Annotated in this window: 18 protein-coding genes; 11 read left to right on the top strand and 7 right to left on the bottom strand. The window is 72.6% G+C overall.

The window, feature by feature from the left end; genetic code table 11:
• Positions 1–18: 18 nt before the first annotated feature.
• Positions 19–1,050, bottom strand: coding sequence for a LacI family DNA-binding transcriptional regulator (locus EXU48_RS10220; protein WP_133107531.1), 1,032 nt, complete (start codon positions 1,048–1,050; stop codon positions 19–21).
• Positions 1,051–1,198: 148 nt separating this feature from the next.
• Here EXU48_RS10220 and EXU48_RS10215 point away from each other — a divergent pair, with 148 nt between their 5' ends.
• Both EXU48_RS10215 and EXU48_RS10210 read left to right on the top strand, forming a co-directional pair.
• Positions 1,199–3,208, top strand: a complete 2,010-nt coding sequence (locus tag EXU48_RS10215) for a hypothetical protein (RefSeq protein ID WP_133107530.1) — start codon at positions 1,199–1,201, stop codon at positions 3,206–3,208.
• Positions 3,209–3,236: 28 nt separating this feature from the next.
• On the top strand, positions 3,237–4,229 hold the full coding sequence (locus EXU48_RS10210) for a glycoside hydrolase family protein (protein WP_133107529.1): 993 nt from the start codon (positions 3,237–3,239) through the stop codon (positions 4,227–4,229).
• A gap of 39 nt (positions 4,230–4,268) precedes the next feature.
• On the opposite strand, the gene EXU48_RS10205 is transcribed toward EXU48_RS10210, so the two are convergent.
• From EXU48_RS10205 to EXU48_RS10180, 6 genes are all read right to left on the bottom strand, one after another.
• Complete coding sequence (locus tag EXU48_RS10205) at positions 4,269–6,326, bottom strand: beta-galactosidase (protein ID WP_133107528.1); 2,058 nt, start codon at positions 6,324–6,326, stop codon at positions 4,269–4,271.
• Between the two features lie 81 nt (positions 6,327–6,407).
• Positions 6,408–7,754 (bottom strand): glycoside hydrolase family 140 protein, encoded by a 1,347-nt coding sequence (locus EXU48_RS10200; protein ID WP_133107527.1) that lies wholly within the window; start codon positions 7,752–7,754, stop codon positions 6,408–6,410.
• A gap of 150 nt (positions 7,755–7,904) precedes the next feature.
• Complete coding sequence (locus tag EXU48_RS10195) at positions 7,905–8,882, bottom strand: sugar-binding transcriptional regulator (RefSeq protein ID WP_207947685.1); 978 nt, start codon at positions 8,880–8,882, stop codon at positions 7,905–7,907.
• Positions 8,883–8,915: 33 nt separating this feature from the next.
• Positions 8,916–9,896, bottom strand: a complete 981-nt coding sequence (locus EXU48_RS10190) for a sugar phosphate isomerase/epimerase family protein (protein WP_133107526.1) — start codon at positions 9,894–9,896, stop codon at positions 8,916–8,918.
• An 8-nt stretch (positions 9,897–9,904) separates the two neighbouring features.
• Positions 9,905–11,461, bottom strand: a complete 1,557-nt coding sequence (locus tag EXU48_RS10185; RefSeq protein WP_133107525.1) for an FGGY family carbohydrate kinase — start codon at positions 11,459–11,461, stop codon at positions 9,905–9,907.
• A gap of 121 nt (positions 11,462–11,582) precedes the next feature.
• Entirely contained in the window at positions 11,583–12,677 is a 1,095-nt protein-coding gene (locus EXU48_RS10180) for a substrate-binding domain-containing protein (protein ID WP_133107524.1), read from the bottom strand.
• A 118-nt stretch (positions 12,678–12,795) separates the two neighbouring features.
• Here EXU48_RS10180 and EXU48_RS10175 point away from each other — a divergent pair, with 118 nt between their 5' ends.
• From EXU48_RS10175 to EXU48_RS10135, 9 genes are read left to right on the top strand one after another with little or no spacing between them, the layout of a single operon-like run.
• A complete protein-coding gene (locus EXU48_RS10175; protein WP_165962752.1) occupies positions 12,796–13,995 on the top strand; it encodes an ABC transporter substrate-binding protein in 1,200 nt (399 codons plus the stop codon).
• A complete protein-coding gene (locus EXU48_RS10170; RefSeq protein WP_235856948.1) occupies positions 13,992–14,936 on the top strand; it encodes a carbohydrate ABC transporter permease in 945 nt (314 codons plus the stop codon). The genes EXU48_RS10175 and EXU48_RS10170 overlap by 4 nt, the downstream gene beginning before the upstream one ends.
• Positions 14,926–15,792 carry a carbohydrate ABC transporter permease gene (locus tag EXU48_RS10165; RefSeq protein WP_133107522.1) on the top strand — a complete coding sequence of 289 codons (867 nt, stop codon included), beginning with the start codon at positions 14,926–14,928 and terminating at the stop codon, positions 15,790–15,792. The genes EXU48_RS10170 and EXU48_RS10165 overlap by 11 nt, the downstream gene beginning before the upstream one ends.
• A gap of 17 nt (positions 15,793–15,809) precedes the next feature.
• Entirely contained in the window at positions 15,810–18,560 is a 2,751-nt protein-coding gene (locus EXU48_RS10160) for a beta-N-acetylhexosaminidase family protein (RefSeq protein WP_133107521.1), read from the top strand.
• Complete coding sequence (locus EXU48_RS25320; RefSeq protein ID WP_133107520.1) at positions 18,557–20,266, top strand: acyltransferase; 1,710 nt, start codon at positions 18,557–18,559, stop codon at positions 20,264–20,266. Before EXU48_RS10160 ends, EXU48_RS25320 begins: the two co-directional genes overlap by 4 nt.
• Positions 20,263–21,423, top strand: a complete 1,161-nt coding sequence (locus EXU48_RS10150; protein ID WP_133107519.1) for a mandelate racemase/muconate lactonizing enzyme family protein — start codon at positions 20,263–20,265, stop codon at positions 21,421–21,423. Before EXU48_RS25320 ends, EXU48_RS10150 begins: the two co-directional genes overlap by 4 nt.
• Positions 21,420–22,229: an SDR family NAD(P)-dependent oxidoreductase gene (locus tag EXU48_RS10145; protein WP_133107518.1), complete on the top strand. Its 810-nt coding sequence runs from the start codon at positions 21,420–21,422 to the stop codon at positions 22,227–22,229. Before EXU48_RS10150 ends, EXU48_RS10145 begins: the two co-directional genes overlap by 4 nt.
• On the top strand, positions 22,226–23,191 hold the full coding sequence (locus EXU48_RS10140; RefSeq protein WP_133107517.1) for a dihydrodipicolinate synthase family protein: 966 nt from the start codon (positions 22,226–22,228) through the stop codon (positions 23,189–23,191). Before EXU48_RS10145 ends, EXU48_RS10140 begins: the two co-directional genes overlap by 4 nt.
• Complete coding sequence (locus EXU48_RS10135; protein ID WP_133107516.1) at positions 23,188–24,201, top strand: hydroxyacid dehydrogenase; 1,014 nt, start codon at positions 23,188–23,190, stop codon at positions 24,199–24,201. The genes EXU48_RS10140 and EXU48_RS10135 overlap by 4 nt, the downstream gene beginning before the upstream one ends.
• Positions 24,202–24,222 lie beyond the last annotated feature (21 nt).

The following is a 24,222-nucleotide window of genomic DNA, read 5'->3' as shown; positions in this document are numbered from 1 at the left end:
AGTGCGTGGGACGGTCGGTCAGGAGCCGGGTGGCGGCGCGGTCGAGGCGCGCAGCACCAGCTCCGGGGCCGGGTCGTCGACCACCCGACTGGTCGTGTCGGTGCCGTCGCCGTCGGAGGTCTCGAGCCCGGCGAGCAGGACGTCCACCGCGGTTGCCCCCATGCTCGCCATCGGCAGCCGCACCGTGGTCAGGGCCGGCGCGCAGGTGATCGCCGGCCAGATGTCGTGGATCGCCACCACGGAGAGTTCGTCCGGCACCCGGATGCCCATCTGGGCCGCCTCGGTGAGCACCCCGATCCCGGCGTTGACGTTGCCGACCACGAGCGCGGTCGGGGCCGGCTGGCGGCTGAGCAGCAACCGGGCCGCGTCCCGGGCGGACCGGTAGGTGTAGCCCAGCGCCGTCGTGTGCTCCCGGGCCAGCGTCAGGCCCGCGTCGGCGAGCGTGCGCACCACCCCGGCCTGCCGCCGGTCGCTGGTGTCGGAGGCCGGGACGCCGCCGACGTAGCCGATGCCGGTGTGCCCGAGGTCCAGCAGGTGGCGGGTGGCGAGCACGCCCGCGGCGACGTCGTCGATCGCGATCGTGGCGACGCCGGACACCGGGCCGGAGTTGATCAGGACGGTCCGCTCGGGGTGGGACAGCGCCCGGGCAACCAGCTCGATCGGCGCCTCGTCCCCCTTCTGCAGCAGCACGCCGTCCACCAGCCGCTCGTTCAGGAGCCGGTTGAACCCGTCGCTGCCGGGCTGCATCCGCGGGCTGGACGCGAGCAGGACCGAATAGTCATGGTCGAGGGCCCGGGACTCCACCCCGTTCACCAGGTCGGTGAAGGTGGCGTTCGTGACGTCGGGGACCACGAGCGCGAGCAGGTGCGTGCGCGAGCGGCGCAGCGAACGTCCCGCGGAGTTCGGCGCGTAGCGCAGCAGCCGCGCCGACTCGAGCACCCGGCTGCGGGTCTCGGGGCGGATCCGGATCGACGGGTCGGAGTTGAGCACGCGTGAGACCACCGACACCGATACCCCGGCGTGGCCGGCCACATCCCGCAGCGTCACCATCCTCGGATGGTAACGGCGTTGGCAAGGATCTGCACAAACGTTTCACCACCACGTCTGCCCTCAGCCCCGGAGTCCCCTCGTGATCGACCGCGAAGCCCTTGTCCGCCGCCACACGATCCGTTACACCGAGCCCCGGCCAGAGGAACCGGTGTCCGTCGGCAACGGCGAGTTCGCGTTCACCGTGGACCACACCGGTCTGCAGACGTTCGCCGACCGCTACGAACGCGGCGCCGCCCGCGAGCGCGGCGAGGCCGCGATGCCGCTCGGCACCCAGGCCCAGTGGGGCTACCACTGGGCACCGAACCCCCGCGGCCGGCGGCTCGAGGACACCATGGAGGTCTACGAGAGCCCGCGGGGCCCGGTCGAGTACCCGACCGCGTACGACTTCCGCGAGGACCGCGAGGCCTCCGAGGCGTCCGGACGCGCCGCCGGCTACTACTACTGGACGAACCCGCAGCGGCTGCACCTGGCCCGGATCGGGCTGCTGCTCGACGGTCGGGCACCCGCCTGGGAGCAGGTGCGGGCCGGCAGTCAGGAACTGGACCTCTGGACCGGCGTCGTCACCAGCACCTTCACCCTGGCCGGTGTCGACGTGCGGGTGCGCACCGCCGTCGACCCCGAGCGTGACGCGGTCGCGTTCGAGATCGACTCGCCGCTGCTCGCCGGCGGACGCCTCGCCGTCGGGATCGCCTTCCCGTCCGTGGAGGAGAGCTTCGAGGCGCCCCCGGTCTGGCACCGACCCGACGCCCACATCACCACGGCGCACCGGGACGGCGGCACCGTCGTCTGGGACCGCCGGCTGGACGAGGCCCGGTACCAGGTGCGCGCTGCGGGTGGGGTCGCCGTCGCGGGGGACGGGCACGCCTGGGAGCTGCGGGCGACCGGGCCGCGGCTCGCCGCCGTGGTCGAGTTCGCCCCCGCCCTGGGCACCGAGGTCCTCGACGACGCGGCCGCGGTGCTGGACCACTCGGCCCAGGGCTGGGCGGACTTCTGGGAGTCGGGCGCCGCCGTCGATCTCGGGGCCAGCAGCGCGGCCGGGGCCGGCGAGCTGGAACGGCGAATCGTGCTGTCCCAGTACCAGACGAAGGTGCACTGCTCGGGCAGCACCCCGCCGCAGGAGACCGGGCTCGTCTGCAACAGCTGGGGCGGCACGTTCCACCTCGAGATGCACTGGTGGCACGCCGCGCACTTCCCGGCGTGGGGCCGCCCGGAGTTGCTCGAGCGCAGCCTGGCCTGGTACGCCACGATCCTGCCGGTCGCCCGCCGCACCGCGGCGTCCCAGGGCTTCCGGGGTGCCCGGTGGCCCAAACACGTCGGCCCGGAGGGGGTCGAGAGCCCGAACGAGATCGGGCCGTTGCTGCTCTGGCAACAGCCCCACGTGATCCACTACGCGGAACTGCTGCGGACCGGGGCGGGTGCCGGAGGTGCCGGGGTGCGCGAGCGTTACCGCGGCCTGGTCGACGAGACTGCCGAGTTCCTCGCCTCGTTCGCCCTGCTCGGCGAGGACGGCGCGTACCACCTGCCGCCGCCGCTGATGCCCGCCCAGGAGGTGTACGGGGCGCGCGAGACCTGGGACCCGCTGTTCGAGGTCGCCTACGTCCGGTGGGCGCTGCAGGTGGCGCTGCGCTGGCGTCGGGACGATGGTCGCGAGCAGCCGCAGGAGTGGGCGGACGTGGCCGCCGGGCTGCGCCCGGTGCTCAGCCCGGACGGGTGCTACGACGCGGTGGCGAACCCGGCCCGGACCGTGTTCACCGACCATCCCTCGATGCTCGGCGCGCTCGGAGTGGTGCCGGACACCGGCGCCCTCGACCACCCGGCGATGCTGCGCACCCTCCAGCGGGCCTGCGAACGGTGGGAGTGGCGCAGCGCCTGGGGCTGGGACTTCCCGATGATCGCGATGTGCGCCACCCGGCTCGGCCGCGCCGACATCGCCCTCGACGCGCTGGTGCGCGGCGAGGACAAGAACACCTTCCTGGCCAACGGCCACAACCGGCAGGTGCCGCACCGGATGCCCCTGTACCTGCCCGGCAACGGCGGGCTGCTGATGGCCGCCGCGCTGCTGTTCGGCGGCTGGGTCGAGCCCGACGGCCTACCCCGGCGAGTCGACCTGCCCGAGGGATGGGCCGCCGTCGCCGAGGGCTTCCCGGCCCGACCCTGACCCACGCACCCGCCCGAAGGAGAACCACATGAGCGCCGACCTCGCGACCCGGCTCGCGACCCCGCACAAGGAACCAGAACTGGTCCTCGCGCCGACTCTGCGCGAGGGCGACTTCCACTCCCACGGCGTCGACTGCCCGTTCGTGTTCCACCACCGGGGGCGGCTCGGCATGACGGTCGTCGGCTGGGACGGCCTCGGCTACCAGACCGGCCTGTCCTGGTTCGACGGGACGTCCTGGTCCACACCGGAACTGATCCTCGGGCGGGACCCGGACTCCCCGCACCGCCGCTACAACGCGGCGCTCACCTCGATCGTGCGCGACGTGGACCTGCGCGGCGACGGCGAGCTGCTCGCGATCGACGGCTGGTACTACGGCACCTTCCATGCCTACCCGGCCGCGGGCTACGAGGCGGGCCCCGGCATCGTCGGCATCGTCCGCAGCCGCGACCTGCGCACCTGGGAGGAGTACGGGGCGCAGCTTCGCCCGGAGGACGGCGGCGCCTGGGAGCGGGGCGGCCTGTACAAGTCCTGGCTGATGCACACCGACGGCGAGTTCTGGCTGTTCTACAACGCCAAGGACGCCTCGCCCCGCGGCTGGCAGGAGCAGACCGGGGCGGCCCGGTCGGCCGACCTGCTCGGCTGGGAGCGGGTCGGCGACGGGCCGCTGGTCCGGAACGGGCCGCCCGGGTCGCTCGACGACCGGTTCGCCTCGGACCCGTGCGTGCTGTGGGACGGCGACCGCTGGGTGATGTTCTACTTCGGCCTCTGCAGCGACGGCCGGGCCCGGGAGACGTTCGCCCACTCGAGCGACCTGCGCACCTGGCACCGGTCCGAGCAGGTCCTCATCGACATGGGCGGCCCCGGCTCCGTCGACGCCACCTACGCGCACAAACCCGCCGTGATCACCCACCGTGGCCGCCTCGAGCACTACTACTGCGCGGTCGCACCGCTGACCGAGCCGGTCCGGATCGGCTCCTACCTGCAGCGCGAGCGGCGCGGGATCGCGCTCGCCCGGTCCTGACCCCGCCGCTCAGGGCCGCTCAGTGCCGCTCAGTGCCGCTCAGTGCCCGCCGAGCGGTTCCCAGAGCAACCGGACGTCCCAGCCGGACAGCGCCAGCGCGCCCTGCCGGCCGCCGTCGCGGTCGCTCTGGCCCTCCGGCCAGTCGATCGTGACGGCCTCACCCGACCAGTTGAAGTAGAAGTGCACCCGCTCCTGCGGGCCGGTGGCGGAGGAGTGCGTGACGGACGCCGCCCGGCTCGTGAACGGCGTCAGGCCGCTGCGGTCGGCGGCCTGCCGCAGGAGCCCGACGGCAGCGCCCGGGTCGGGTGCGAAGCCCACCGTGGTCACCCGGCCGGCTCCGCGCGCGAGGGTGGTCGCCGCCGCGAACGCGCCCAGCTCGCGGTGGTCGTAGCGAGCCAGGACCTCGGCGTCGTCGGCCTCGAGCAGCTCGGCCCAGCCCTCGGCGGCGCCGAGGCGGCCGCCGTCCGGACCGGTGACCGGCACCGGTTCGGTCAGCGTGGTGAACTCCTGGTAGGACGCGCCGGCGAGGTCGGCCAGGCCGGCCGGCTGCGGGGTGCGGCGGGCCACCGCCCACTCGTCCGCGTAGCCGGTGCGTGGGCCGAGCACGAGGTGGCCGCCCGCGGCGACGTAGTCGCGCAGGGTCGCAAGCACCCCGTCGGGGCTCACGTACAGGCCCGGCACGATCAGCACCCGGTACTGCTCGGCGAGCTCGGCGCCGCTCGGCAGCGCCCGGTCGTGCAGCACGTGAGCCTGCAGCCCGGCGTCGAAGGCACCCCGGTAGAACGCCTCGACAAGGCGTTGGTAGCTGCGCGAGGCGGGCGCGGGACGCTCGTCGCCGAAGACCGGTTCGAAGGCGAGGGCGTACTTCGACGGGGTCGAGAACACGAGGCCGACGTCGGCGTCCGGGGTGGTCGCCGCGACCCGCTCCCCGAGCTGCCGGATCTCCTGCCCGAGCTCGGCGATGTTGCGGTACACCCGGCCGGGGCGCTGGTCATGTGGGAGCACCCCGACCCAGTGCGTCTCGGTGCCGAAGTGCGCCGTGTGCCAGTGCCAGTACTCGATCAGCCGGGCGCCACGGCCGATCATCGCCCACGCCGCCTGGCGCCACTGCCCGTCCCAGCCGGGCTCACTGACGTTCGCGACGTTGATCGCCCCGGCGTTGGTCTCGGTGACCAGGAACGGTGCCCGCCGGGAGCCGAACATCCGGTCGGCGGACAGGAACACGCTCCAGGTGCCGTCGGTCATCCAGCCCTGCGGGCGCACCGGCGCCGGGTGCCGCAGCCCGTCCTGCATCCGGTAGTAGGCGTTCCCGGAGGCGATGTCGAGCTCGGCGGCGATCCGCAGGTCGTCCGCGGCCGGCCGGTCGTAGGCGATGCAGGTGGTCAGCCACTGCTCCGGCCGCGCCAGCTCGCGCACGATGCCCGCCTGCCAGCCGATGAAACCGGCGACGACCTCGGCCTGGTACAGCCGCCAGGCCAGGGCGTACTGCGGCTGCGCGTTGCCGTCCGGGCGCCACAGGTCGGCCCAGGTGGACAGCCGGTGCGACCAGTACGCGAGCCCCCACCGGTCGTTCAGGTCAGCGACGCCGTCGAACCGTTCGGCGAGCCAGGTGCGGAACGACGCGAAGACGGCGTCGTTGTGCAGCAGCAGCAGGCCCGGCTCGTTGTCGAGCTGGTAGCCGACCACGGCCGGGTGGTCGCCCAGGTCGGTCACGATCCGCCGGATCACCCGCTCCGCGTACCGGCGGAACGTCGGGTTCGTGATGTCGATCTCCTGCCGCGCACCCCACCCGAGGCGAACGCCCCGGGCGGCCTCGGCGGCGATCTCGGGGTGGGCGCGGGCCAGCCACGGCGGGGCGGCGTAGGTGGGGGTGCCGAGGATGACGTCGATGCCGTGCTCGGCGGCGGCGTCGAGGACCTCCCGCATCCACGCGGTCTCGAACCGGCCGTCCTCCGGTTCCCAGGTGCTCCAGGTCGACTCGCCGACCCGGATCACGCTGAAGCCCGCCTCCCGCATCAGCCGGAGGTCCTCGCCCAGGCGTGGGGTCGGCTGGTACTCCGGGTAGTAGGCGGCCCCGAACCCGATCCGTGCCGTCATCGCCGCGTCAGCTCCCGCCGTCGTTCGTGGTAAAACGTTTCAACAAACCCTAGACGGGTGGTCTCGGGCGGCGCAACCGGGTCAGGAGCCGGGGGCATCGAGCACCAGCACCATGTCCGTGTTCCCGTTCGCTCCGACCGGCGGCGTGAAGCTGAGCACCCCCCGGTTCGGCACCAGCGCCTCCCCGACGAAGCCACCGGTCAGCGGATCCATCCAGCGCATCCGCACCTCCTCCCCCGGCAGGACCTCGCCCCGGAGCTGGAACGGTCGGCCCGTGAACCGGTAGGCGAACAGGTAGCCCTCGCCTCGGGTGACGACGAGCCGGTCCTCCCGGATGCCCGGCTCGCCCACGACGACCGTCTGGTCGGGGATGCGCTCGAAGTACGGGTAGGACAGCAGCAGGTTCTTCAGGTGCTGCAGGTCCTTCGAGCCCGGCGCGACCAGGCCCTCCCGCCAGTCCATGGTGACGGCGTACGCGGGCGAATACCCCGGCTTGTGAACCTGGATGACGGCGTTGTGGCCGTAGGTGTGGCCGGCCGCTCCCGCGAACACGGCCCAGTAGGCGAAGCGCCGGGAGTCGTCGTGTCCCCAGTAGCCGTGCACCGGGTCGTGCAGCCCGCGCGGGATCGCCTCGTAGCCGGGCTCGCCGTCCACCGTGGGCCGGGCCGGGTAGCGCTGGTAGTCGTGTTCGACGTGGCGCCAGTTGTCGGGGCCCTTCCAGGTGGCCGGGCTGTCGTCCCAGACCTGCGCGTAGTCGCGGTGACCGGACTGGAACATGTTGAAGTCCAGCCAGGGCTCGGTGTGGAACCAGGTGGAGGACTGGCACCGCCCGAACGGGTGGAACGTGATCAGGTGCGTGGGGTCGTTCTTCCGCAGTGCCGCCCCGAGGCCCTGCCAGGCCGGCATCCGGGTGTCCCCGCGCAGGTCGCCACCGTTGAGCCAGACGATGTTCGGGTGGTGCCGGTAGCGGCGCGCGAGCCAGGTGCCGTAGGCGGCAACGGCCTCGTCCGAGTGGCCGCCGTGCTGGAGGTTGCTCCCCCAGACCGGAACGAGGCCCAGATAGATCCCCCACCGGGCGGCCAGCTCGAGCACCTTCTCGAGGTGGTCCCAGAAGGAGGGCCCGTCGAGTCCTTCCCCCGGATCGGCCGGGCGGGTGTCCGGCCGGGTCAGGTCCTCGTCGAGGAACGGCAGGCGCCCCTCCAGCGTGGCGCTGGTCGGGCCGTGGATCACCATCACCTGGGCGACGTTGAATCCCTTGGCGTGCCGGTCGGCGAAGTACTCCTCCGCCTCGGCCAGGGACAGCCGGGTCAGCAGCAGCCAGACCGTGTCGGCCTGCCAGAAGAACGGCGTGCCGTCCTCGTGCTGGAAGTGGTGACCGTCGGCGGAGGTCTCGATCCGCCCGTGTTGCCACGGCTTGTCGAGCAGCATGTGGAACTCCTAAGGGTTGGCTGGGCAGGGGTTTGGCTGGGCAGGGCTTGTCTCGGCGCGTCGGCGACGCCGGTCCGGCAGGCCGGTCGTGAGTGGCTTGCGGGCGCGCCGGGGACGGGATGATCGGGTGCTGCGGCAGGACTCGGCGCCTCAGTCGACGAGGCGGCGGGCGGTGAAGCTGTCGGTGATCAGGACGTCGATCCAGCCGCCCCGGAGCGCGGCTCGGATCGCCTCGAACTTGCGCGGCCCGCCGGCCACGCCGATCTTGCGGGGGATGGCCCGCAGGGCCTCGGCGCTGATGCCCAGGACCCGTTCGTGCAGGTCGGTCGGGACCAGGGCGCCGTCGGAGTCGAAGAACCGCAGGCAGACGTCGCCCACCGCCCCGGCCGCGCGCAGCAGGTCCAGGTCGGCCTCCGGCAGGGCGTTGCCGGAGGAGACCAGCAACGGCGACGGCTGCACGGATCCGATGCCGACCAGCACCACGCTGAGCGAGGACCAGGCGGCGGCCACGTCGGAGATGTAGGGGTCGGCCAGGAGCGCGTCCCGCACGGTCGGCGAGGAGACCACCCCGGGTGCCGGGAAGTACAGGCCCGTTCCACCGGTGACCTGCGCGAGCCGGTCGGTGAGCCGGGTGGCCTGGACCTGCACCCGCGGGTCCCCGACGCCGCCAAGCACCTGCACCACCACCTCGGCGGAACGGGTGGCGCGCGGGGACATCGCCTCGACCACGGCCAGCAGGGATGCGGACCAGGACGAGATGCCGACCCGTTCCGCCCCGATCAGGGTGGTCTCCAGGTACGCGGCGCCGGCCCCGCCGATCGCGGCGAGCACCGCTGCGTCATCGTCGGTGGACGGCCCGGCCACGACCACATCGGCGAGCCCGTACTGCTCCCGGACGGCCTCCTCCAGCTCGGAGAACACCCCCGGCGGTGGCACCACCACGGTGCGCACGATCCCGAGCGAGACGGCCTCCTTCAGGAACCGGGAGACCCGCGACTGCGAGATGTGCAGCCGTTCGGCGATCTCCGGCTGGCGCAGCCCCTGCTCGTGGTACATCCGCGCGATCTTGACGAGCAGGGACATCCGATCGCTCGAGACGCGTCCCGCGCCGCCCGGTCCGGAAGACATGGCGTGAACACTACTGCCCGCGACCATCGGTGCTCAGTAGGACGTGAACAGGGCCTGCTGCACGAGCCGCAGCGCCGTCACCGAGTCATGCCGCGACTGCGCCTCGACCACGCCGGCGACGTCCAGCTTGTCCAGTCCGCGCTCGACCGCCTTGAGGAAGTCGATCGCCAGGTTCGCGGCCTCCACAGAGTCCTCCCGGAACGGGAACTGGTCGAGCTGCCACACGCCCTCCCAGTTGTTGCGGCGCAGCGTGTAGAAGAACTCGAACAGCTCGATCGGGTGCACGCTGCCGGCGATCATGTCGTCGTCCCAGCCGCGCAGGTTGTCGTTGACGTCCATGCCGAACAGGCGCCCGTAGTCGATCGCCAGCTGCGCGGAGTCGGCCGGGGACTCGCCGCCGAACAGCGCGTGCCCGAAGTCGAGCAGGATGCCCACGTTCGGCAGCCCGATCCGCTCGATGCCGAGCAGGGTCCGCGATACCGAGTCGAAGCTCATGTGCACCCGCGGCTCACGCGGCTTGTACTCGATCACGAACTTCAGATCCGGGTTCTCGCTCGCGAGCGCACCGACGCCGTCGAGCGAGGCCTTCCAGAGCGCCCCGTGGTCCACCTGGAACGGGTAGTCCCAGCCGTCCTGCCCCGGCCAGAGCTTCACGTAGTCGGCGCCGAAGTGGCGCACCACGCCCGCGGCCTCGGTGACGAGCTCGTGGGTGAGCCGCCGCACGCCCGGGTCGGGGTTCGTGAACGACCCCTTGGCGAACACCCGGGTGTAGATCTCGGGCGTGATCCCGATGACCTCGAGCCCGGCCGTGCGCAGCGCGGCGCCGACCTCGTCGTTGCTGAACTCGCCGCCGAAGAACGGGTAGTTCAGGTCCACCACGGACAGGTCCCGGACCCGCCCGGCGAGCTCGATCGCGTCGAGGATGGTGCGCGGCTCGCCGTAGCCGTCGGTGGCATAGCGGTCCACGTAGGTGGCGAAGTGCCAGATTCCCGCGCCGTAGCGTTGGTCACTCATGCGTCTCCTCAGGTGGTGATGGGGTCTGTGTCGATGCCCGACGGCGCCGCCCGGGTCAGGTGGACGGCTCGCCGCCACGCCTCGCGGCGCTCGCCGGCACGGCCGGCCGGGAGCGCCGGTGTGAAGGTGGTCATGGCCGGGTGCGAGTCCGAGTCAGCGGGGAGGCTCAGGCCGAGGGCGTCGCCGGCGAGCAGGCCGGCGCCGCAGGCGGACAGGGACTCGCGGGAGCCCCGGTGCACCCGCCGGCCGCTCAGGTCGGCCTGGAGCTGCATCAGCCAGTCGTCCGCGGACGGCCCACCGTCGGCGAGCACGTCGGTGACCGGGCCGGCGGCGTCCGCGGCGGCGAGCACGTCCTCCACCTGGTGCGCGATCGACTCGGCCCCCGCGCGGGCGAGCACGGCGGCGTCGGTACCGAGGTCGAATCCGGAGAGCACCGCCCGCGCACCCGGGTCCCACCAGGGCGCGCCGAGCCCGGCGAACGCGGGTACCAGGTGGACGCCGTGATCGGCGCCGGCGGTCCGGGCCAGGGCCGCGAGCTCGGGCACGGCGCGGCCGAGGAGGCGGGACAGCCAGGCGATCGTGGCACCGGTGGCCAGGATGTTGCCCTCGAACGCGAGCTGGTGCGGCGCGTCGCCGAGCTGCCAGGCGATCGTGCCGACGAGACCGGCCGGGATCGGCCCCTCGGAGTCTGCGCGCACCGCGTCGGCAGGGTCCGCGGCACTGCCCGCCCCCGCGGCCGCACCGCCGGCGATCCCCCTGCGCTCGCCGGTGAGCAGGCCCATCACCGAGGACCCGGTGCCGTAGGTGACCTTCACCGCGCCGGGCTCGCGCACCCCGTGGGCGTACAGGGCCGCGTGGGAGTCGCCGAGCACGGCGTGGATCCGCAACCCCCCGAACTCCGCGATCGGCAGGGACGCCCCGGTGGAGGCGACCACCCGGGGCAGCACGTTCGCCGGCACGCCGAAGAGGTCCAGGAGCCGCTCGTCCCAGGTTCCGGTGGCCAGGTTCAGCAGCTGGGTGCGGCTGGCGTTGCCGATCTCGATCCGGTGCTCGCCGGTCAGGGCGTGGACGAGCCAGGAGTCCACGGTGCCGGCGGCGATCTCGCCGCGCGCGCTGCGGGAGCGGTCCGGATCCACCTCGTCGAGCAGCCAGCCGAGCTTGAGCGCGGAGAACATCGGGTCGATGGGCAGCCCGCTGCGCTCGCGCACCTCGGCATCGTGGGCTGCCAGGCGTGCGGCCGCGGCGGAGGTGCGCCGGTCCTGCCAGCCCAGCACCGGGCCCAGCGGCTCACCGCTGCGGGTGTCCCACAGCAGCGCCGATTCGCGCTGGCTGCTCAGGCCGAGGCCGAGGACCGGCGCGTCGACCCGGGCGAGCACGTCGGCGACCGCCGCCCGCACCCCGTCCAGGATCGCGGTGGCGTCCTGTTCCACCCAGCCCGGCCGCGGGTGCGACTGGCCCAGTGCCCGGGTGACGGACGCGACCACCCGGCCGGCGCCGTCGAGCGCGATCGCCTTCGTCGCGGACGTGCCCTGGTCGACGGCCACGATCACGCCCTGCCCGACCATCTCACCTCGTCTCCCAGCACCATCGCCCGATCATAAATATTCATACGTGCTTGTGCTTGCACCACTGTGCCGCACGCCCCTCGTGCTGTCAACGAGCCGGCACCCGCGCCACGGTGGCAGTTCAGCGTCCGGTACTCGACCTGCGCACGTTCAGGACCGGCATCACGGTGAGCCGGTGCGGCGGCCGGCGATCGCCCTCCAGCAGGCGGGCGTGGATGAGTTCCACGGCCATCCGGCCGACGTCCTGCTTGAGCGGCATCACGGAACTCACCGGCGGATCGATCAGCGCGGCGACCTCGTCGTCGTAGCCCACGATCGCCAGGTCCTCCGGGATCGAGATGCCGACGTCCAGGCACCGCTGCACCACGCTGATCGTGAGGATGTCCGGGTGCACGATGACCGCCGTCGTCCCCGTCTCGGCGCAGCGGTCCACGAGTTCGGCGGCGGCCTCCTGCCGACCGCGTTCGGTGAGGTCGACGCGCATCGAGAACTGTTCCGCCGGATCGAGCCCGCGCGTGCGAAGCTCGCTCTGCCAGCCCAGGATCAGGTCCTCGGTGGTGGCGGTCGGCCCGGTGCACACGGCGATCCTCCGGTGCCCGTGAGCGAGCAGGTGCTGGACCGCCAGCACCCCGCCGGCGGCATGGTCGGTCGCCACCCACTCCAGACTGCGCACCGGCACCCCCGGTGGGCGGCGCTCGACGAGCACCACCGGGATCGGTAGCGCATCGAGCCAGGTGACCAGGTCACCACCGCCCTCGCGGTCGAGGTTCGGGGCGATGATCAGGCCGTCCACCCGCGCGGAGGCGAGCAGTGCCTGCACCTGGTGACGGTCCTCGCGCGCCTCGTAGGAGGTGATCCGCAGGATCAGCCGCACGTTGGCCCGCGCCGCGGCCGCCCGGGCGCCGGCGATCACCGGCGACCAGTAGTACTCGGCGCCGGGGAGCACGAGCCCGATCGTCAGGTGGTGGGGTTCCCGAGGATCGGACGGGCTTGCCGTCGCGTCCGGACCCGGCGCGTCCGGCACGGTCGCCCCGCCGTGCACCCGGACCGCGAGGCCGCGGGCCGCCAGGGCATTGAGGTCTCGGCGCACGGTCATCTCGGAGACGTCGAACTCCGCCGCCAGGGCGCCGACGGTGACCGACCCCTTGGCTCGGAGGAGGCGCAGGAATCGTTCCTGACGCTCGCGGGCGAGCTGACCGTGACCGTCGGCTGACATCGGCACCCCTTCGGGCTCACGACACTCTTCGATGTTTGAGTGTGTTCGAGTTGTTTGCACTTCGGGCGAGTGTGCGGTTTGGTCATGCTACTCGAACACGAAACGAACGGAGTCAACGATGACAACGCACCTGAGTCGACGCGCCCTGCTCGGGTTGGGCGCGGTCTCCATCGGTGGCGTGGGCCTGGCCGGCTGCAGCCGCTTCGGTGGGAACAGCGCCGGCGGGGCGAGCTCGGCCGGCGGAGCCCTCAACTTCGTCTGGAAGGGCGACGCGACCCGCGCCGAGCAGATGCGGGCCGCGGTGGCGCTGTTCGCCAAGCAGCACCCCGACCTGGACATCTCCACCGAGTACCAGTCGGGCTCGGAGTACCTGCAGAAGCTCGCGGTCCGGTTCGCCTCGAGCAGCCCGCCGGACGTCATGCGCATGGAGCGGGAGTCGCTGCGCGAGTACGCCGACCGCGGCGTGCTGCTCGACGTCAACACCCACGCCGACCTGCTGAACACCGACGCGCTCCCGGAGTCCCTGCTGAACTCGGGCCTGGTGGGCGGCAAGCTCTACGGGGTGGCCGGCGGTGTCACGTCGACGTCGATCGTGATCGACCGGGCCGTGTTCACCCAGTTCGGCGTGGAGCCGCCGGACCTGACCGCCTGGAGCTGGGAGGACTACGGCCGGGTCTGCGCCCAGGTGAGCGAGGCCAGCGGGGGCGCGGTGTACGGCGGTGACCTGCCGATCGGGGCGCTCCAGACATTCGGGACCTGGCTGCGACAGCAGGGCCTGGACCTGTGGACCGAGGACGGCCAGGTCGGCTTCACCGAGCAGGACGTGCTGCCCTGGTACGAGCTCTGGGTCGAGTTCGAGGCCATGGGGGCGATCCCGGCCGGTGGGGCGATCGACAGCCTCGGTGCGGCGGCCGACCAGTCCGCGATCGCGCAGGGGCTGACCGCCTCCGCCATGATCCCCTCGAACTCGTTCGCCTCCTTCAACACGGCTGCCGGCGGCGACCTGGAGATGGGCTACTTCCCCGGCGAGAGCACCGCCGCGGCGCGCGGCATGCAACTGATCCCTGCGCTGTTCTGGTCGATCAGCGCCGCCAGTGAGGTCCCCGGGGACGCCGTGGCCCTGGTCGACTTCCTGACCAACGACGTCGCCGCCAACGAGGCGATGGCGGGCACCAACGGGATCCCGCCGAACCAGGATGTGGTGACCGAACTGGCCCAGGACCTCAGCGCCGACGAGGTCAGGTTCGCCCGGATGACGCCCGCGGAGGCGGCGAGCGCCGTGGTCGCCGCGGCGCAGGAGTCGTGGGGCGACGTGTGACCACGTCCACGCTCGAGCGGACGAGCCGCCGGCCGCAGGACCCGCAGGGACCGGCGGCGGGCAGGCGGCGCCGGACGCGTCAGGACTGGTCCGGCTACGTCTTCCTGCTGCCCTGGTTCGGCGGGATGCTGTTCACCGTCGTCCCGTTCCTGTGGTCGCTGTACCTGTCGTTCACCGACTACAACCTGCTGAACCCTCCGGAGTTCTCCGGGCTGGACAACATCCGGCGGATGGTCGCGGACACCACCCTGCACCACTCGCTCGTGGTGACCTTCACCTACACGTTCGTCTCGGTGCCGCTGTCCCTGGCCGCTGCGCTGGCCGTCGCGGTCCTGCTGAACAAGGGCATGGGCGGGCTGCGGATCTACCGGTCCGTGTTCTACCTGCCCTCGCTGATCGGTAGCTCGGTGGCGGTCGTGATGCTGTGGCGCGCGATCTTCGGTGCCAACGGCATCGTCAACGACGTCCTGGAACGCTTCGGCATCGCGACCCAGTCCTGGATCGGCAGCCCCGACACTGCCCTCGGGGTCCTCATCTCCCTGAACGTGTGGACCTTCGGCGCCCCGATGGTCATCTTCCTGGCCGCGCTGCGGCAGGTGCCCGCCGCGTACTACGAGGCGGCTGCCCTGGACGGCGCCTCCCGCTGGCGCCAGTTCCGCTCCGTGACGATGCCGCTGATCAGCCCGGTGGTCTTCTTCAACCTGGTGCTCGCGATCATCGGGTCGATGCAGACGTTCACCCAGGGCTACGTGGTCAGCAACGGCACCGGCGGGCCCTCGGACTCCACCCTGTTCTACAACCTCTACCTGTACCAGCAGGGGTTCGGGAACTTCGACATGGGCTACGCCTCCGCGATGGCCTGGCTGCTGCTGGTGATCATCGCCGCGTTCACCGCCATCAACTTCCTCGCGCAGAAGTACTGGGTGCACTATGAGAACTGACGAACGCACGGCACCGGCGCGGACCGGCTCGACCTCCAGGCGCGTGTTCCTGCGCCACGTCCTCGCGTGCGTCCTCGGCATCGTGCTGCTCTACCCGCTGCTGTGGATGCTCTCCAGCTCGGTCAAGCCCGACCGGCTGATCTTCTCCGACACCGGCCTGTGGCCGAGCGAGTTCGACTTCAGCCACTACGTCGACGGCTGGGTGGCGCTGGACTTCCCGTTCGGCCTCTACATGGTGAACTCGCTGATCATCGTGGTGCTGAGCATCATCGGGAACGTCCTCTCGTGCGGCATGGCGGCGTTCGCGTTCGCCCGGCTCCGGTTCCCCGGACGGCGGACCTTCTTCGCCGTCATGCTCGGCACGCTGATGCTGCCCGCGCACGTGCTCCTGGTGCCCCAGTACGTCATCTTCTCGAACCTGGGCTGGCTGAACACCTACCTGCCCCTGGTGGTGCCCGCCTTCCTGGCCAGCAACGCCTTCTTCATCTTCCTCATGGTGCAGTTCATGCGCGCCCTGCCCAAGGAACTGGACGACGCGGCGCGGATCGACGGCTGCGGGAGCTACCGCACCTTCCTTTACGTGATCTCGCCGCTGTGCGTCCCCGCGTTCGCCACGACGGCGATCTTCACGTTCATCTGGACGTGGAACGAGTTCTTCTCGCCGCTGCTCTACCTCACCGACCCCGAGCTGTACACGGTGCCGCTCGCGCTACGGCAGTTCATGAACGCGGAGGGCCTGAGCTCGTGGGGACAGATCTTCGCGATGTCGACCCTGTCCCTGGCCCCGGTCGTCGGCTTCTTCATCGCGGGCCAGAAGTACTTGGTGGACGGAATCGCCACCACCGGAATCAAATGATCGATCAGGAGTTGAGGATGAACCTCGCAGCAATCACGCTCGCGTCGAACGAGAGCGCCCGGATCGCCCACGGGCTCGAGCTGGTGACGGGCGCGCTCACGGCCACCGGGACCACGGTGCGTCGCGACCCCGAGCTGGCGCCCCGCTCGAGCGACACCCTGCGGATCCTGGTGGGCGTGCGCGGCGCCGACTCACCGATCGGCGACCTCGAGGAGCAGGACGTCCTGCTCTACAACACCGGCGCTCCCGGCGAGGGCGGGTTCTACCTGGCGCACCTGCCCGGCGCCCTGGTGGTCGTGACCGGCGCCGACGACGCCGGCGTCCTGTACGGCTGCCAGGAGCTCGCGCGAATCATCGCCCGCACCGGCGGCATCCCCCGAGACCTCGACCGCGGCGAGACCCCGGACATGACCCTGCGCGGGCCTGCGATCGGGCTGCAGAAGACCGAGGTCGAGGCCCCCCGGCAGGTCTACGAGTACCCGGTCACGCCGGACCGGTTCGCGTGGTTCTACGACCGGGAGCACTGGCTCACGGTCCTCGACGACCTGTTCGAGCACCGGGCGAACGTGATCTACCTGTGGAGCGGCCACCCGTTCTCCTCGTTCGTCGCCCTTCCCGACTTCCCGGAGGCCCAGGAGGTCACCGACGACGAACTCGCCCTGAACGCCGCGACCCTGGGCTGGCTGACCGAGGAGGCGGACCGGCGCGGCATCTGGATCGTCGTCAAGTTCTACAACATCCACATCCCGCTGCCGTTCGCCGAGCACCACGGCATCCCGCTGCGTCAGCCCCGGCCGACGCCGCTGACGAGCCGGTACACCCGGGCGGCGATCGGGGCCTTCGTCGCCCAGTACCCGAACGTCGGCCTGTACACGTGCCTCGGTGAGGTGCTGCAGGGCGACCGCTACGGCAAGGAGTGGATGCTCGAGACGATCATCCCCGGCGTGCTCGACGGGGTGAAGTCCGCCGGCCTGACCGAGCTGCCCCCGCTGATCCTGCGCGGGCACGCCATCGACCCGCTGCCGGTGGTGACCGCCGCCCGTGAGGTCTACCCACGCCTGTACACCGAGGCCAAGTACAACGGGGAGTCGCTGACCACCTGGAACCCCCGCGGGGAGTGGCAGGAGCAGCACCGGTTCCTCGCCTCGCTCGGCAGCACGCACATCGCGAACGTGCACATCCTGGCCAACCTCGAACCGTTCCGGTTCGGTGCCGTGGGCTTCATCCAGCGCAGCGCGCAGGCGATGAAGCACCGCCTGAACGCGCAGGGGCTGCACCTGTACCCGCTGTTCTACTGGGACTGGCCGTACTCGCCCGACCGCGCCGAACCGCGGCTGCGGCAGATCGAGCGGGACGCGGTCTGGTTCCACGCCTGGCTCCGCTACGCCTGGCGTGCGGACCGTGATCCGGGCGCCGAAGCGGCCCACTGGAGCGCCGTCCTGGCCGAGCAGTACGGCAGCGAGGAGGCCGGCGCCGCCGCGCTCGCCACGTACGAGGCGATGGGTCAGATCGCGCCGTTGCTGGTCCGCCGGGTCGGCATCACCGAGGGCAACCGGCAGACACTGAGCCTGGGGATGACCCTCAGCCAGCTCCTCGAGCCGGAGGCCCACCGGACCTGGCCCGACCTGTGGCAGTCCCACGCACCGGGCGGCGAGCGGCTGCAGGAGTACGTCGAGCGCGACCTGCGGGGCGAGGCGCATCTCGGCGAGACCCCGATCGACGTGGCCGCCGACGTCCGCCACTTCGCCGCGCTCGCCACCCGGGCCGCGGACTCGGGCCGCCCGCACGTGCGGCTCGCGGCGGAGGAGTTCAGCCGGCTGCGCCAGGACGCGCACGCCCTCGCCCTGCTCGCCGAGTTCTACGCGCTGCGGATCGAGGCCGGCGCCCTGATCCTGCGAGCGCGCTCGATGGCGTTCCGCGGCGAGCGGACCGACGTCGCCCAACTGGAGCGGGCCGCCGAGCTGATCGAGACCAGCGTGGCCCATTACCGCGCCCTGGCCGAGCTCACCGACACCACGTATCTCTACGCGAACAGCATGCGCACGCCGCAGCGGCGGGTGCCGTTCCGCGACGGCAAGGCCTACGGCCACTGGCGTGAGTGCCTGCCCGAGTTCGAGGAGGAGAGCGCGGCCTTCACCGCGGCCGTCCGCTCGGTCGCCGAGCAGGGCTGGCCGCTGCCGGGCTCGGGTCCCGGTGCGCAGGTGGTCCCGTTCCGCGCCGCACCGGTCGAGGTCCGTGCCGGCACGGCGTTCGACCTCGACGTGGGACAGTCCGTGTTCAGCGACCGGAGCGTGCTGATCGAGCGGGTCGCCCCGGAGCTCGCCGGTATCCGGGGCTGGCGGATGTCGGCCGAGCGGACGGCGAGCGGTCCGGCCGACGTGGAGCTCGACCTGCCCGCCGACGCCCACCTGCTCGTCGGCTATGTGAAGAGCCCGGACCCGCAGTGGCTGCAGGTCCCGGACCTCGAGGTCAACACGCACGCGGACGACCAGGGGGGGCTCGACCCGGTGCTGCGGTCCGCGATCGAGGTGTCCATCCCCGCCGCGCGGTCCGACGAGGCCCAGCAGCTCCCGGTCGACGTGCACGCGTTCGCCTTCACCGCCGGTCGGCACACGTTCGCCCCCGGTCCGGGCGCATACCTGGTGCTCGGCGCGGTCGTGGCCGATCAGGAGTTCACCCGCCGCGACGCCGCGGACGCGTCCGGCGGGCCACCGGACCTGCTCCAGCACCTGCTGGCCGCACGGTCGGCCGAGGAGGTCACGGCATGAACCGCGACCTCGAGTTCGCTCCCTGGCGCTTCTGGGCCGAGGCCGACGAGGCGGAGCAGGCCGACCAGCTCGACGTGCAACGCGCGATGGCCGGGAGCCGCCCCGAGCACTCCTTCGCTGAGAAGTGCTTCGTCTCCGAGCTCGCCTCCGTCCAGTGCGACCGGCTAGACATGGGCCGCAGCAGCTACATCGCCGCCGGTGCCCTGGTCACCGGCAGCATCGAGATGGGCACCCACTGCACGATCAACGCCTACTCGATCGTCCGCGGTCCGGTGCGGTTCGGCCGCGCGGTGCGGGTCGGTGCGCACACCTCGATCATCGGCTTCAACCACACGATGACCGACCCGGACACCGACGTGTTCCGACAGCCGATCAGCGAACGCGGGATCGAGGTCGGCGACGACGTCTGGATCGGTTCGCACTGCGTGATCCTCGACGGCGTCCGGATCGGTGAGCGGTCGGTGATCGCCGCCGGTGCGGTCGTCACCAAGGACGTACCCGCCGGCGCTGTGGTCGCCGGCAACCCCGCCCGGGTGCTGCGCTGGCGGGTCCCGGCCCTGGCGCCGAGCGACGCCACCGCAGCGCCGGGCATGACACCGGGCCCGGCGCCCGCCGGCCGCCCGGACCCGGACCTCGAGCAGGTGCTGCGTGCCTTCGGCGACCGTGCCCGCAGCCAGGGCGCCCAGATCCTGGCCCGGGCCTGGGACGCCAGGACCGGGCTGTTCGCCGACAAGCCGGGCGGCCCGGCCACCGTGCGGGCCCAGTGCGACGCCGTCGAGATCGCCGACCTGCTCACCGGCCACGCGCCGCCGCAACGCTCGCGCGAGGAGACGGTCGCGATGCTCCGCGGCTGGCAGGACCCGCGCACCGGGCTGGTCGGCGAGCTCGGGCGCCCCGACCCCCAGGCGCCCCCGGACCTCACCGACCCCGACGCCGCCTACCACGTGCTGAGCGTCGGCTACGCGCTCGACCTCCTCGGCAGCTCGTTCCCGACGCCGATCCACGCCGTGGCCGGGCTGTCCGCCGACGACATCGTCACCTTCCTCGACGGCCTGCCGTGGCCGGAGCAGGCATGGCGCGCCGGCCACTGGGTCGACGCGCTCGGGACCGCACTGCTCTGGAACCGCCGTCAGGACGCCGCCGCCCCGCCCGGCCAGCTCGAGGCACTGATCGGATGGCTCATCCTCCGGGCGGACCCACAGACCGGGATGTGGGGGCAGGGCGGCAAGGGGGGCCTGCTGCAACCGGTGAACGGGTTCTACCGGGCCTCCCGCGGGACCCTCGCACAGTTCGGGATCGCGGTGCCGCACGCGGAGCGGGTCGTCGATACCGTGCTTCGGCACGCCCGCGACGCGCGTTACTTCACCCCCGAACGGCAGAACGCCTGCAACGTCCTGGACGTCGCCCACCCGCTGTGGCTCGTCCGCGCCCACGACTACCGGACCGCCGAGCAGAGCCAGCTCGCCGAGCGGCTGCTGCGCGACTGCCTTGGTCGCTGGCACGACGACGCGGGCTTCGGCTTCAGCGCGGGCGGGGCCGCCGGTGCCCGCTCCGACGCGGAGCCCGGTTTGCAGGGAACCGAGATGTGGCTGAGCATCATCTGGCTCCTCGCCGACCTCCTCGGCCTGTCCGGGGCGCTCGGCTACCGCCCCCGCGGGGTGCACCGCCCGGAGGCCGCGACGTCCGTCGCGGGGCTCGGCCGGTGACCGCGATCACCGCGGTGCGCCTCACCCCGGTGAACGTCGCCCGCAGCACCGGCCTGGTCTGCGGCCACGTCATCGTGGAACTGGAGACGGACGCCGGGCACGTCGGCCTCGGGGAGATGTCGGACTTCCAGCACCTGCCGAGGTTCCACCCCGACCTCGGCGACCTCACAAGCAGCCTGCAGTCGATGCTCGCCGGGACCGACCCCCTGGCCGCGAACCGGATCGCCCGGCTCCTCGAGGAGGCCTTCCCCTCGGCCGGGTCCCTGTACGACAAGGGCGCCGTGATCAGGTGCGGCATCGATACGGCACTGTGGGACCTGCGCGGGAAGCTGAGCGGGCGCAGCGTCAGCGACCTGCTCGGCGGCGCCGTCCACGCCGCCCTCCCGGTGGCCTACCCGGTGTTCCGCGCCCGCAGCCGGGACGATGTCGAGGCCAACCTCGACCTGGTCGCGGACCGGCTCGCGCAGGGCTTCACCATGTTCCGCGTCTACGTCGGCGGGGACCTCGAACTGGACGAGATGTTCCTGCGCGCACTGCGGACCCGGTTCGGCGACCGCATCGAGATCAAGTCGCTCGACTTCTCCAACCTGCTCCCGGCCACCGGCGCGCTCCGGTTCATCGAACGCACCCGCGACCTCGGGTACGCCCTCGTCGAGGCCCCCGCCCTCGCCGGTGACGTCGCCGGACTCGGCGAGGTCCGCCGTCGGGCCCTCGTACCGGTCAGCGAGCACGTGTACGACGCGGCGAGCGCGCTCCGGCTGGCGACCGAGCGCGCCGTCGACGTCCTCAACGTCGGCCTGTTCGCGCTCGGCGGCATCACGCCGGCGCTGCGGGTCGCCGCGATCGCCGAGGCCGCGGGCCTGGACTGCCTCGTCGGCACCACCCAGGAACTCTCGATCGGCACCGCCGCCGCGGCCCACTTCGGCGTGGCCACCGCAGCGGTCACGGTCGCCAGCGACCCGGTCGGGCCGCTGCTGTACCGCTCCGACGTCGTGGTCGACCCGGTGGCCTACACCGGCGGCGCCCTCCAGGCTCCGCCCGGCCCCGGCCTCGGCGTCCACCTCGACCCCGACCGGCTGCGCGAGCTGTCCGGGCCGCTGCGCTGGGACCGGGGCGCCACCACCACCATCATCGACCGGGTCGGGAGCACGCCATGAACCATGCCCAACGTTTCCACGGCACCCGGGTGCTCGTCACGGGCGGATCGCGAAACATCGGACGCGCGATCGTGGAGCGGTTCGCCGCCGAGGGCGCGCACGTCGCCGTCAACGGGGTGGTCCCCGGCGAGGCCGAGGACCTGGCGGCTCGGCTCGTCGAGGCCGGGCACGCGGCGACCGCGGTCCCGGCGGACGTGTCCGATCCCGACCAGGTCGAGCGGATGCTGGCCCGGGTCGACGCCGAACTCGGCGGCATCGACGTGCTCGTGAACAACGCCGCCGTGCCGCTGCTCGGCCGGGTCCCGTTCCTCGAACTCACCCTCGAGCAGTGGGACCGCCAGTTCGACGTGGCCGCCCGCGGCACCTACCTGTCCACGCACGCCGCGGCGCGCCGGATGGGTCCCGGTGCCGCGGTGATCAACCTCTCCTCGATCGGTGCCACCAAGGCGCACCGGTCGGCTGCGGCCTACGACGCGAGCAAGGGCGCCATCGAGGCGTTCACCCGGGCCGCCGCGCTCGACCTGGCACCGCACGGCATCCGGGTCAACGCGATCGCCCCCGGCGCCATCTCGAACACCCGGTTCCAGGCCCTGGATCCGAGCGTCCAGGCCCGCGAGGTGGCCCCGATCCCGCTGGGGCACGCGGGCACCGGCGCCGACGTCGCGGGCGTCGCGGCGTTCCTCGCCTCGGCCGACGCCGCCTACCTCACCGGTCAGGTGATCACCGTCGACGGCGGGCTCGGCGTCCAGGCCCGCCAGGCCTCCGCCGAGATCGAGATCGACCCGAGCGTCGGCGGTGCCGCATGATCGCGCTCGACGGCGTCACCGCGGTTCTCGTCGCCGCCTACCGGTCCGGCCCCACCGGCACGGCCGGCACAGCAGGCATCGACGAGGAGACCGTCGCGCAGATCGCGGCCCGCGTCGCCACGGCCGGGATCCCGGTGCTGACCGCCCTGGGCAACACCGCCGAGGTGCAACAACTCGAACCGGCCGAGCGTCACGCCGTCCTGCGGGCCGTGGCGAACGCCGAGACCCCGGCCACGACCCTGATCGCCGGGGTCTGCGGCTCGCTCGGCACCCTCGTGGGCGAGATCGAGGCTGCCGCGGGACTGGGCTATCACGCCGCCATGGTGCACGAACCCGCGGACCCGTTCGGCGACGGCGACGGGCTGGCCGACCTCTACCGGCAGGTCGCGCAGGCCAGTGCCCTCCCCCTCGTCCTCTACGTGCGCTCGTCACGGCTCTCGGCTGCCCACCTCACCGACCTCACCGCGCTGCCCGCCGTGGTGGGCGTCAAGTACGCCCGCACCGACCTGCACACTCTCGCACGGCTGCTCGACGGGCCGGCAGGCACGCAGTGCGCCTGGATCAACGGGCTCGCGGAGTCCGCCGTCGCCTCCTTCGGTGCGCTCGGGGTCACGTCGTTCACGTCCGGCATCGCCAATGCCCGCCCGGACATCGCGCTGGCGGTGCACCGGGCCGTCACCGGGGGCGACCTCACCGCGCTGCGCGGTCTGGTCCGCGACTTCGTCGGCCCGGTCGAGGCACTGCGCGCCGAGCACGGCGGCCGGTACAACGTCGCGACCATCAAGGCGCTGCTGCGCTGGCAGGGGATCGAGCCCGGCGGCGTCCGGGCGCCGCACTCCGAGCTCAGCGCGGCCGCGCTGTCCCGGCTCGCCGCCGTCGCCGGAGCGGCCGCGCCGCCCGCGGACGGCGCGGCCACGAACGCCGGTCCCCGGACCCCGCACGAGCGTGGAGACCGCCCATGACGACCCCCGCAACGAAGCCGGTCGCCGCCGCGCTGCTGAACGCGGACGCGCTCGCCGCGGTTCTGGGTCCCGAGGACCTGGCCCGCCTGCACACGCTGGTGACCGTCGCGGGCGTGCACACCAGGGCGGAGGAGTTGCGCGGCGCCGACCACCTCGCCGACGTCGAGGTGCTGCTCACCGGGTGGGGCACCCGGAGCCTGGATGCCGACCTGCTCGCGGCGATGCCGTCACTGCGCCTGGTCCTCTACAGCGCCGGGTCGATCCGGCACCTCACCCCCGACGACTTCTGGGACCGTGGCATCACCGTGGTCTCCGCGGCCGAGGCCAACAACGACCCGGTGGCCGAGTTCGTCGTCGCCGCCACCGTGCTCGCCCTCAAGGGCGCGCACCGCAGCGCGGCGCACCTGCGGGCCGCACACGCGTTCCTGCCCGCCCAGGACGACCTCGGCATCTACGAGCGGAGGATCGGGCTCGTCGGCTTCGGCTCGATCGCGCGCAAGGTGGCCACCGGACTGCACCGCTTCGGTCACCGGATCGACGTCTGGGACCCCTACCTCGACGGCGGCGTCGCGGCCGAGCACGGCGTGCACCGGCTGGACTCCCTCGCCGAACTCTTCGAGACCAGCCAGGTCCTGAGCATCCACGCCCCCTGGCTGCCGGGCCGCAACGACCGGATGATCGGCCACGACGAACTGCGCCGGCTCCCGGCCGGGGCCACGCTGATCAATACGGCCCGTGGCGCCCTCGTGGACGAGGACGCCCTGGTGCGGGTGCTCGGCTCCCGCCCCGACCTGCAGGCGGTGCTCGACGTCACCTGGCCGGACCCGCCGGGCGCCGACTCACCGCTCTACGGGCTCGGGAACGTCACCCTCACCGGGCACATCGCCGGCAGCGTCGGCCTGGAGCGCCGCCGCCTGGGCCGGCTCGTCGTCGACGAGCTGGAACGGTGGGTCGCCGGGCAGCCGCTGCGGCACGAGGTCACCCAGTCGCAGGCACTGCTGCGGGCCTGACCGGGACCGGTCGGGCCCGGC

This window comes from Occultella glacieicola (assembly GCF_004353825.1).
GTDB lineage: Bacteria > Actinomycetota > Actinomycetes > Actinomycetales > Beutenbergiaceae > Occultella > Occultella glacieicola.
The sequence above is the reverse complement of the archived record's forward strand: the minus strand, read 5'-3'. Positions and strand labels throughout refer to the sequence as shown.

Coding starts and splice junctions, on each gene's coding strand:
- EXU48_RS10220 (WP_133107531.1), bottom strand. CDS start 1,050: ATGGTGACGCTGCGGGATGTGGCCGGCCACGCCGGGGTATCGGTGTCG.
- EXU48_RS10210 (WP_133107529.1), top strand. CDS start 3,237: ATGAGCGCCGACCTCGCGACCCGGCTCGCGACCCCGCACAAGGAACCA.
- EXU48_RS10205 (WP_133107528.1), bottom strand. CDS start 6,326: ATGACGGCACGGATCGGGTTCGGGGCCGCCTACTACCCGGAGTACCAG.
- EXU48_RS10200 (WP_133107527.1), bottom strand. CDS start 7,754: ATGCTGCTCGACAAGCCGTGGCAACACGGGCGGATCGAGACCTCCGCC.
- EXU48_RS10195 (WP_207947685.1), bottom strand. CDS start 8,882: ATGTCTTCCGGACCGGGCGGCGCGGGACGCGTCTCGAGCGATCGGATG.
- EXU48_RS10190 (WP_133107526.1), bottom strand. CDS start 9,896: ATGAGTGACCAACGCTACGGCGCGGGAATCTGGCACTTCGCCACCTAC.
- EXU48_RS10185 (WP_133107525.1), bottom strand. CDS start 11,461: ATGGTCGGGCAGGGCGTGATCGTGGCCGTCGACCAGGGCACGTCCGCG.
- EXU48_RS10180 (WP_133107524.1), bottom strand. CDS start 12,677: ATGTCAGCCGACGGTCACGGTCAGCTCGCCCGCGAGCGTCAGGAACGA.
- EXU48_RS10175 (WP_165962752.1), top strand. CDS start 12,796: ATGACAACGCACCTGAGTCGACGCGCCCTGCTCGGGTTGGGCGCGGTC.
- EXU48_RS10165 (WP_133107522.1), top strand. CDS start 14,926: ATGAGAACTGACGAACGCACGGCACCGGCGCGGACCGGCTCGACCTCC.
- EXU48_RS10160 (WP_133107521.1), top strand. CDS start 15,810: ATGAACCTCGCAGCAATCACGCTCGCGTCGAACGAGAGCGCCCGGATC.
- EXU48_RS25320 (WP_133107520.1), top strand. CDS start 18,557: ATGAACCGCGACCTCGAGTTCGCTCCCTGGCGCTTCTGGGCCGAGGCC.
- EXU48_RS10145 (WP_133107518.1), top strand. CDS start 21,420: ATGAACCATGCCCAACGTTTCCACGGCACCCGGGTGCTCGTCACGGGC.
- EXU48_RS10140 (WP_133107517.1), top strand. CDS start 22,226: ATGATCGCGCTCGACGGCGTCACCGCGGTTCTCGTCGCCGCCTACCGG.
- EXU48_RS10135 (WP_133107516.1), top strand. CDS start 23,188: ATGACGACCCCCGCAACGAAGCCGGTCGCCGCCGCGCTGCTGAACGCG.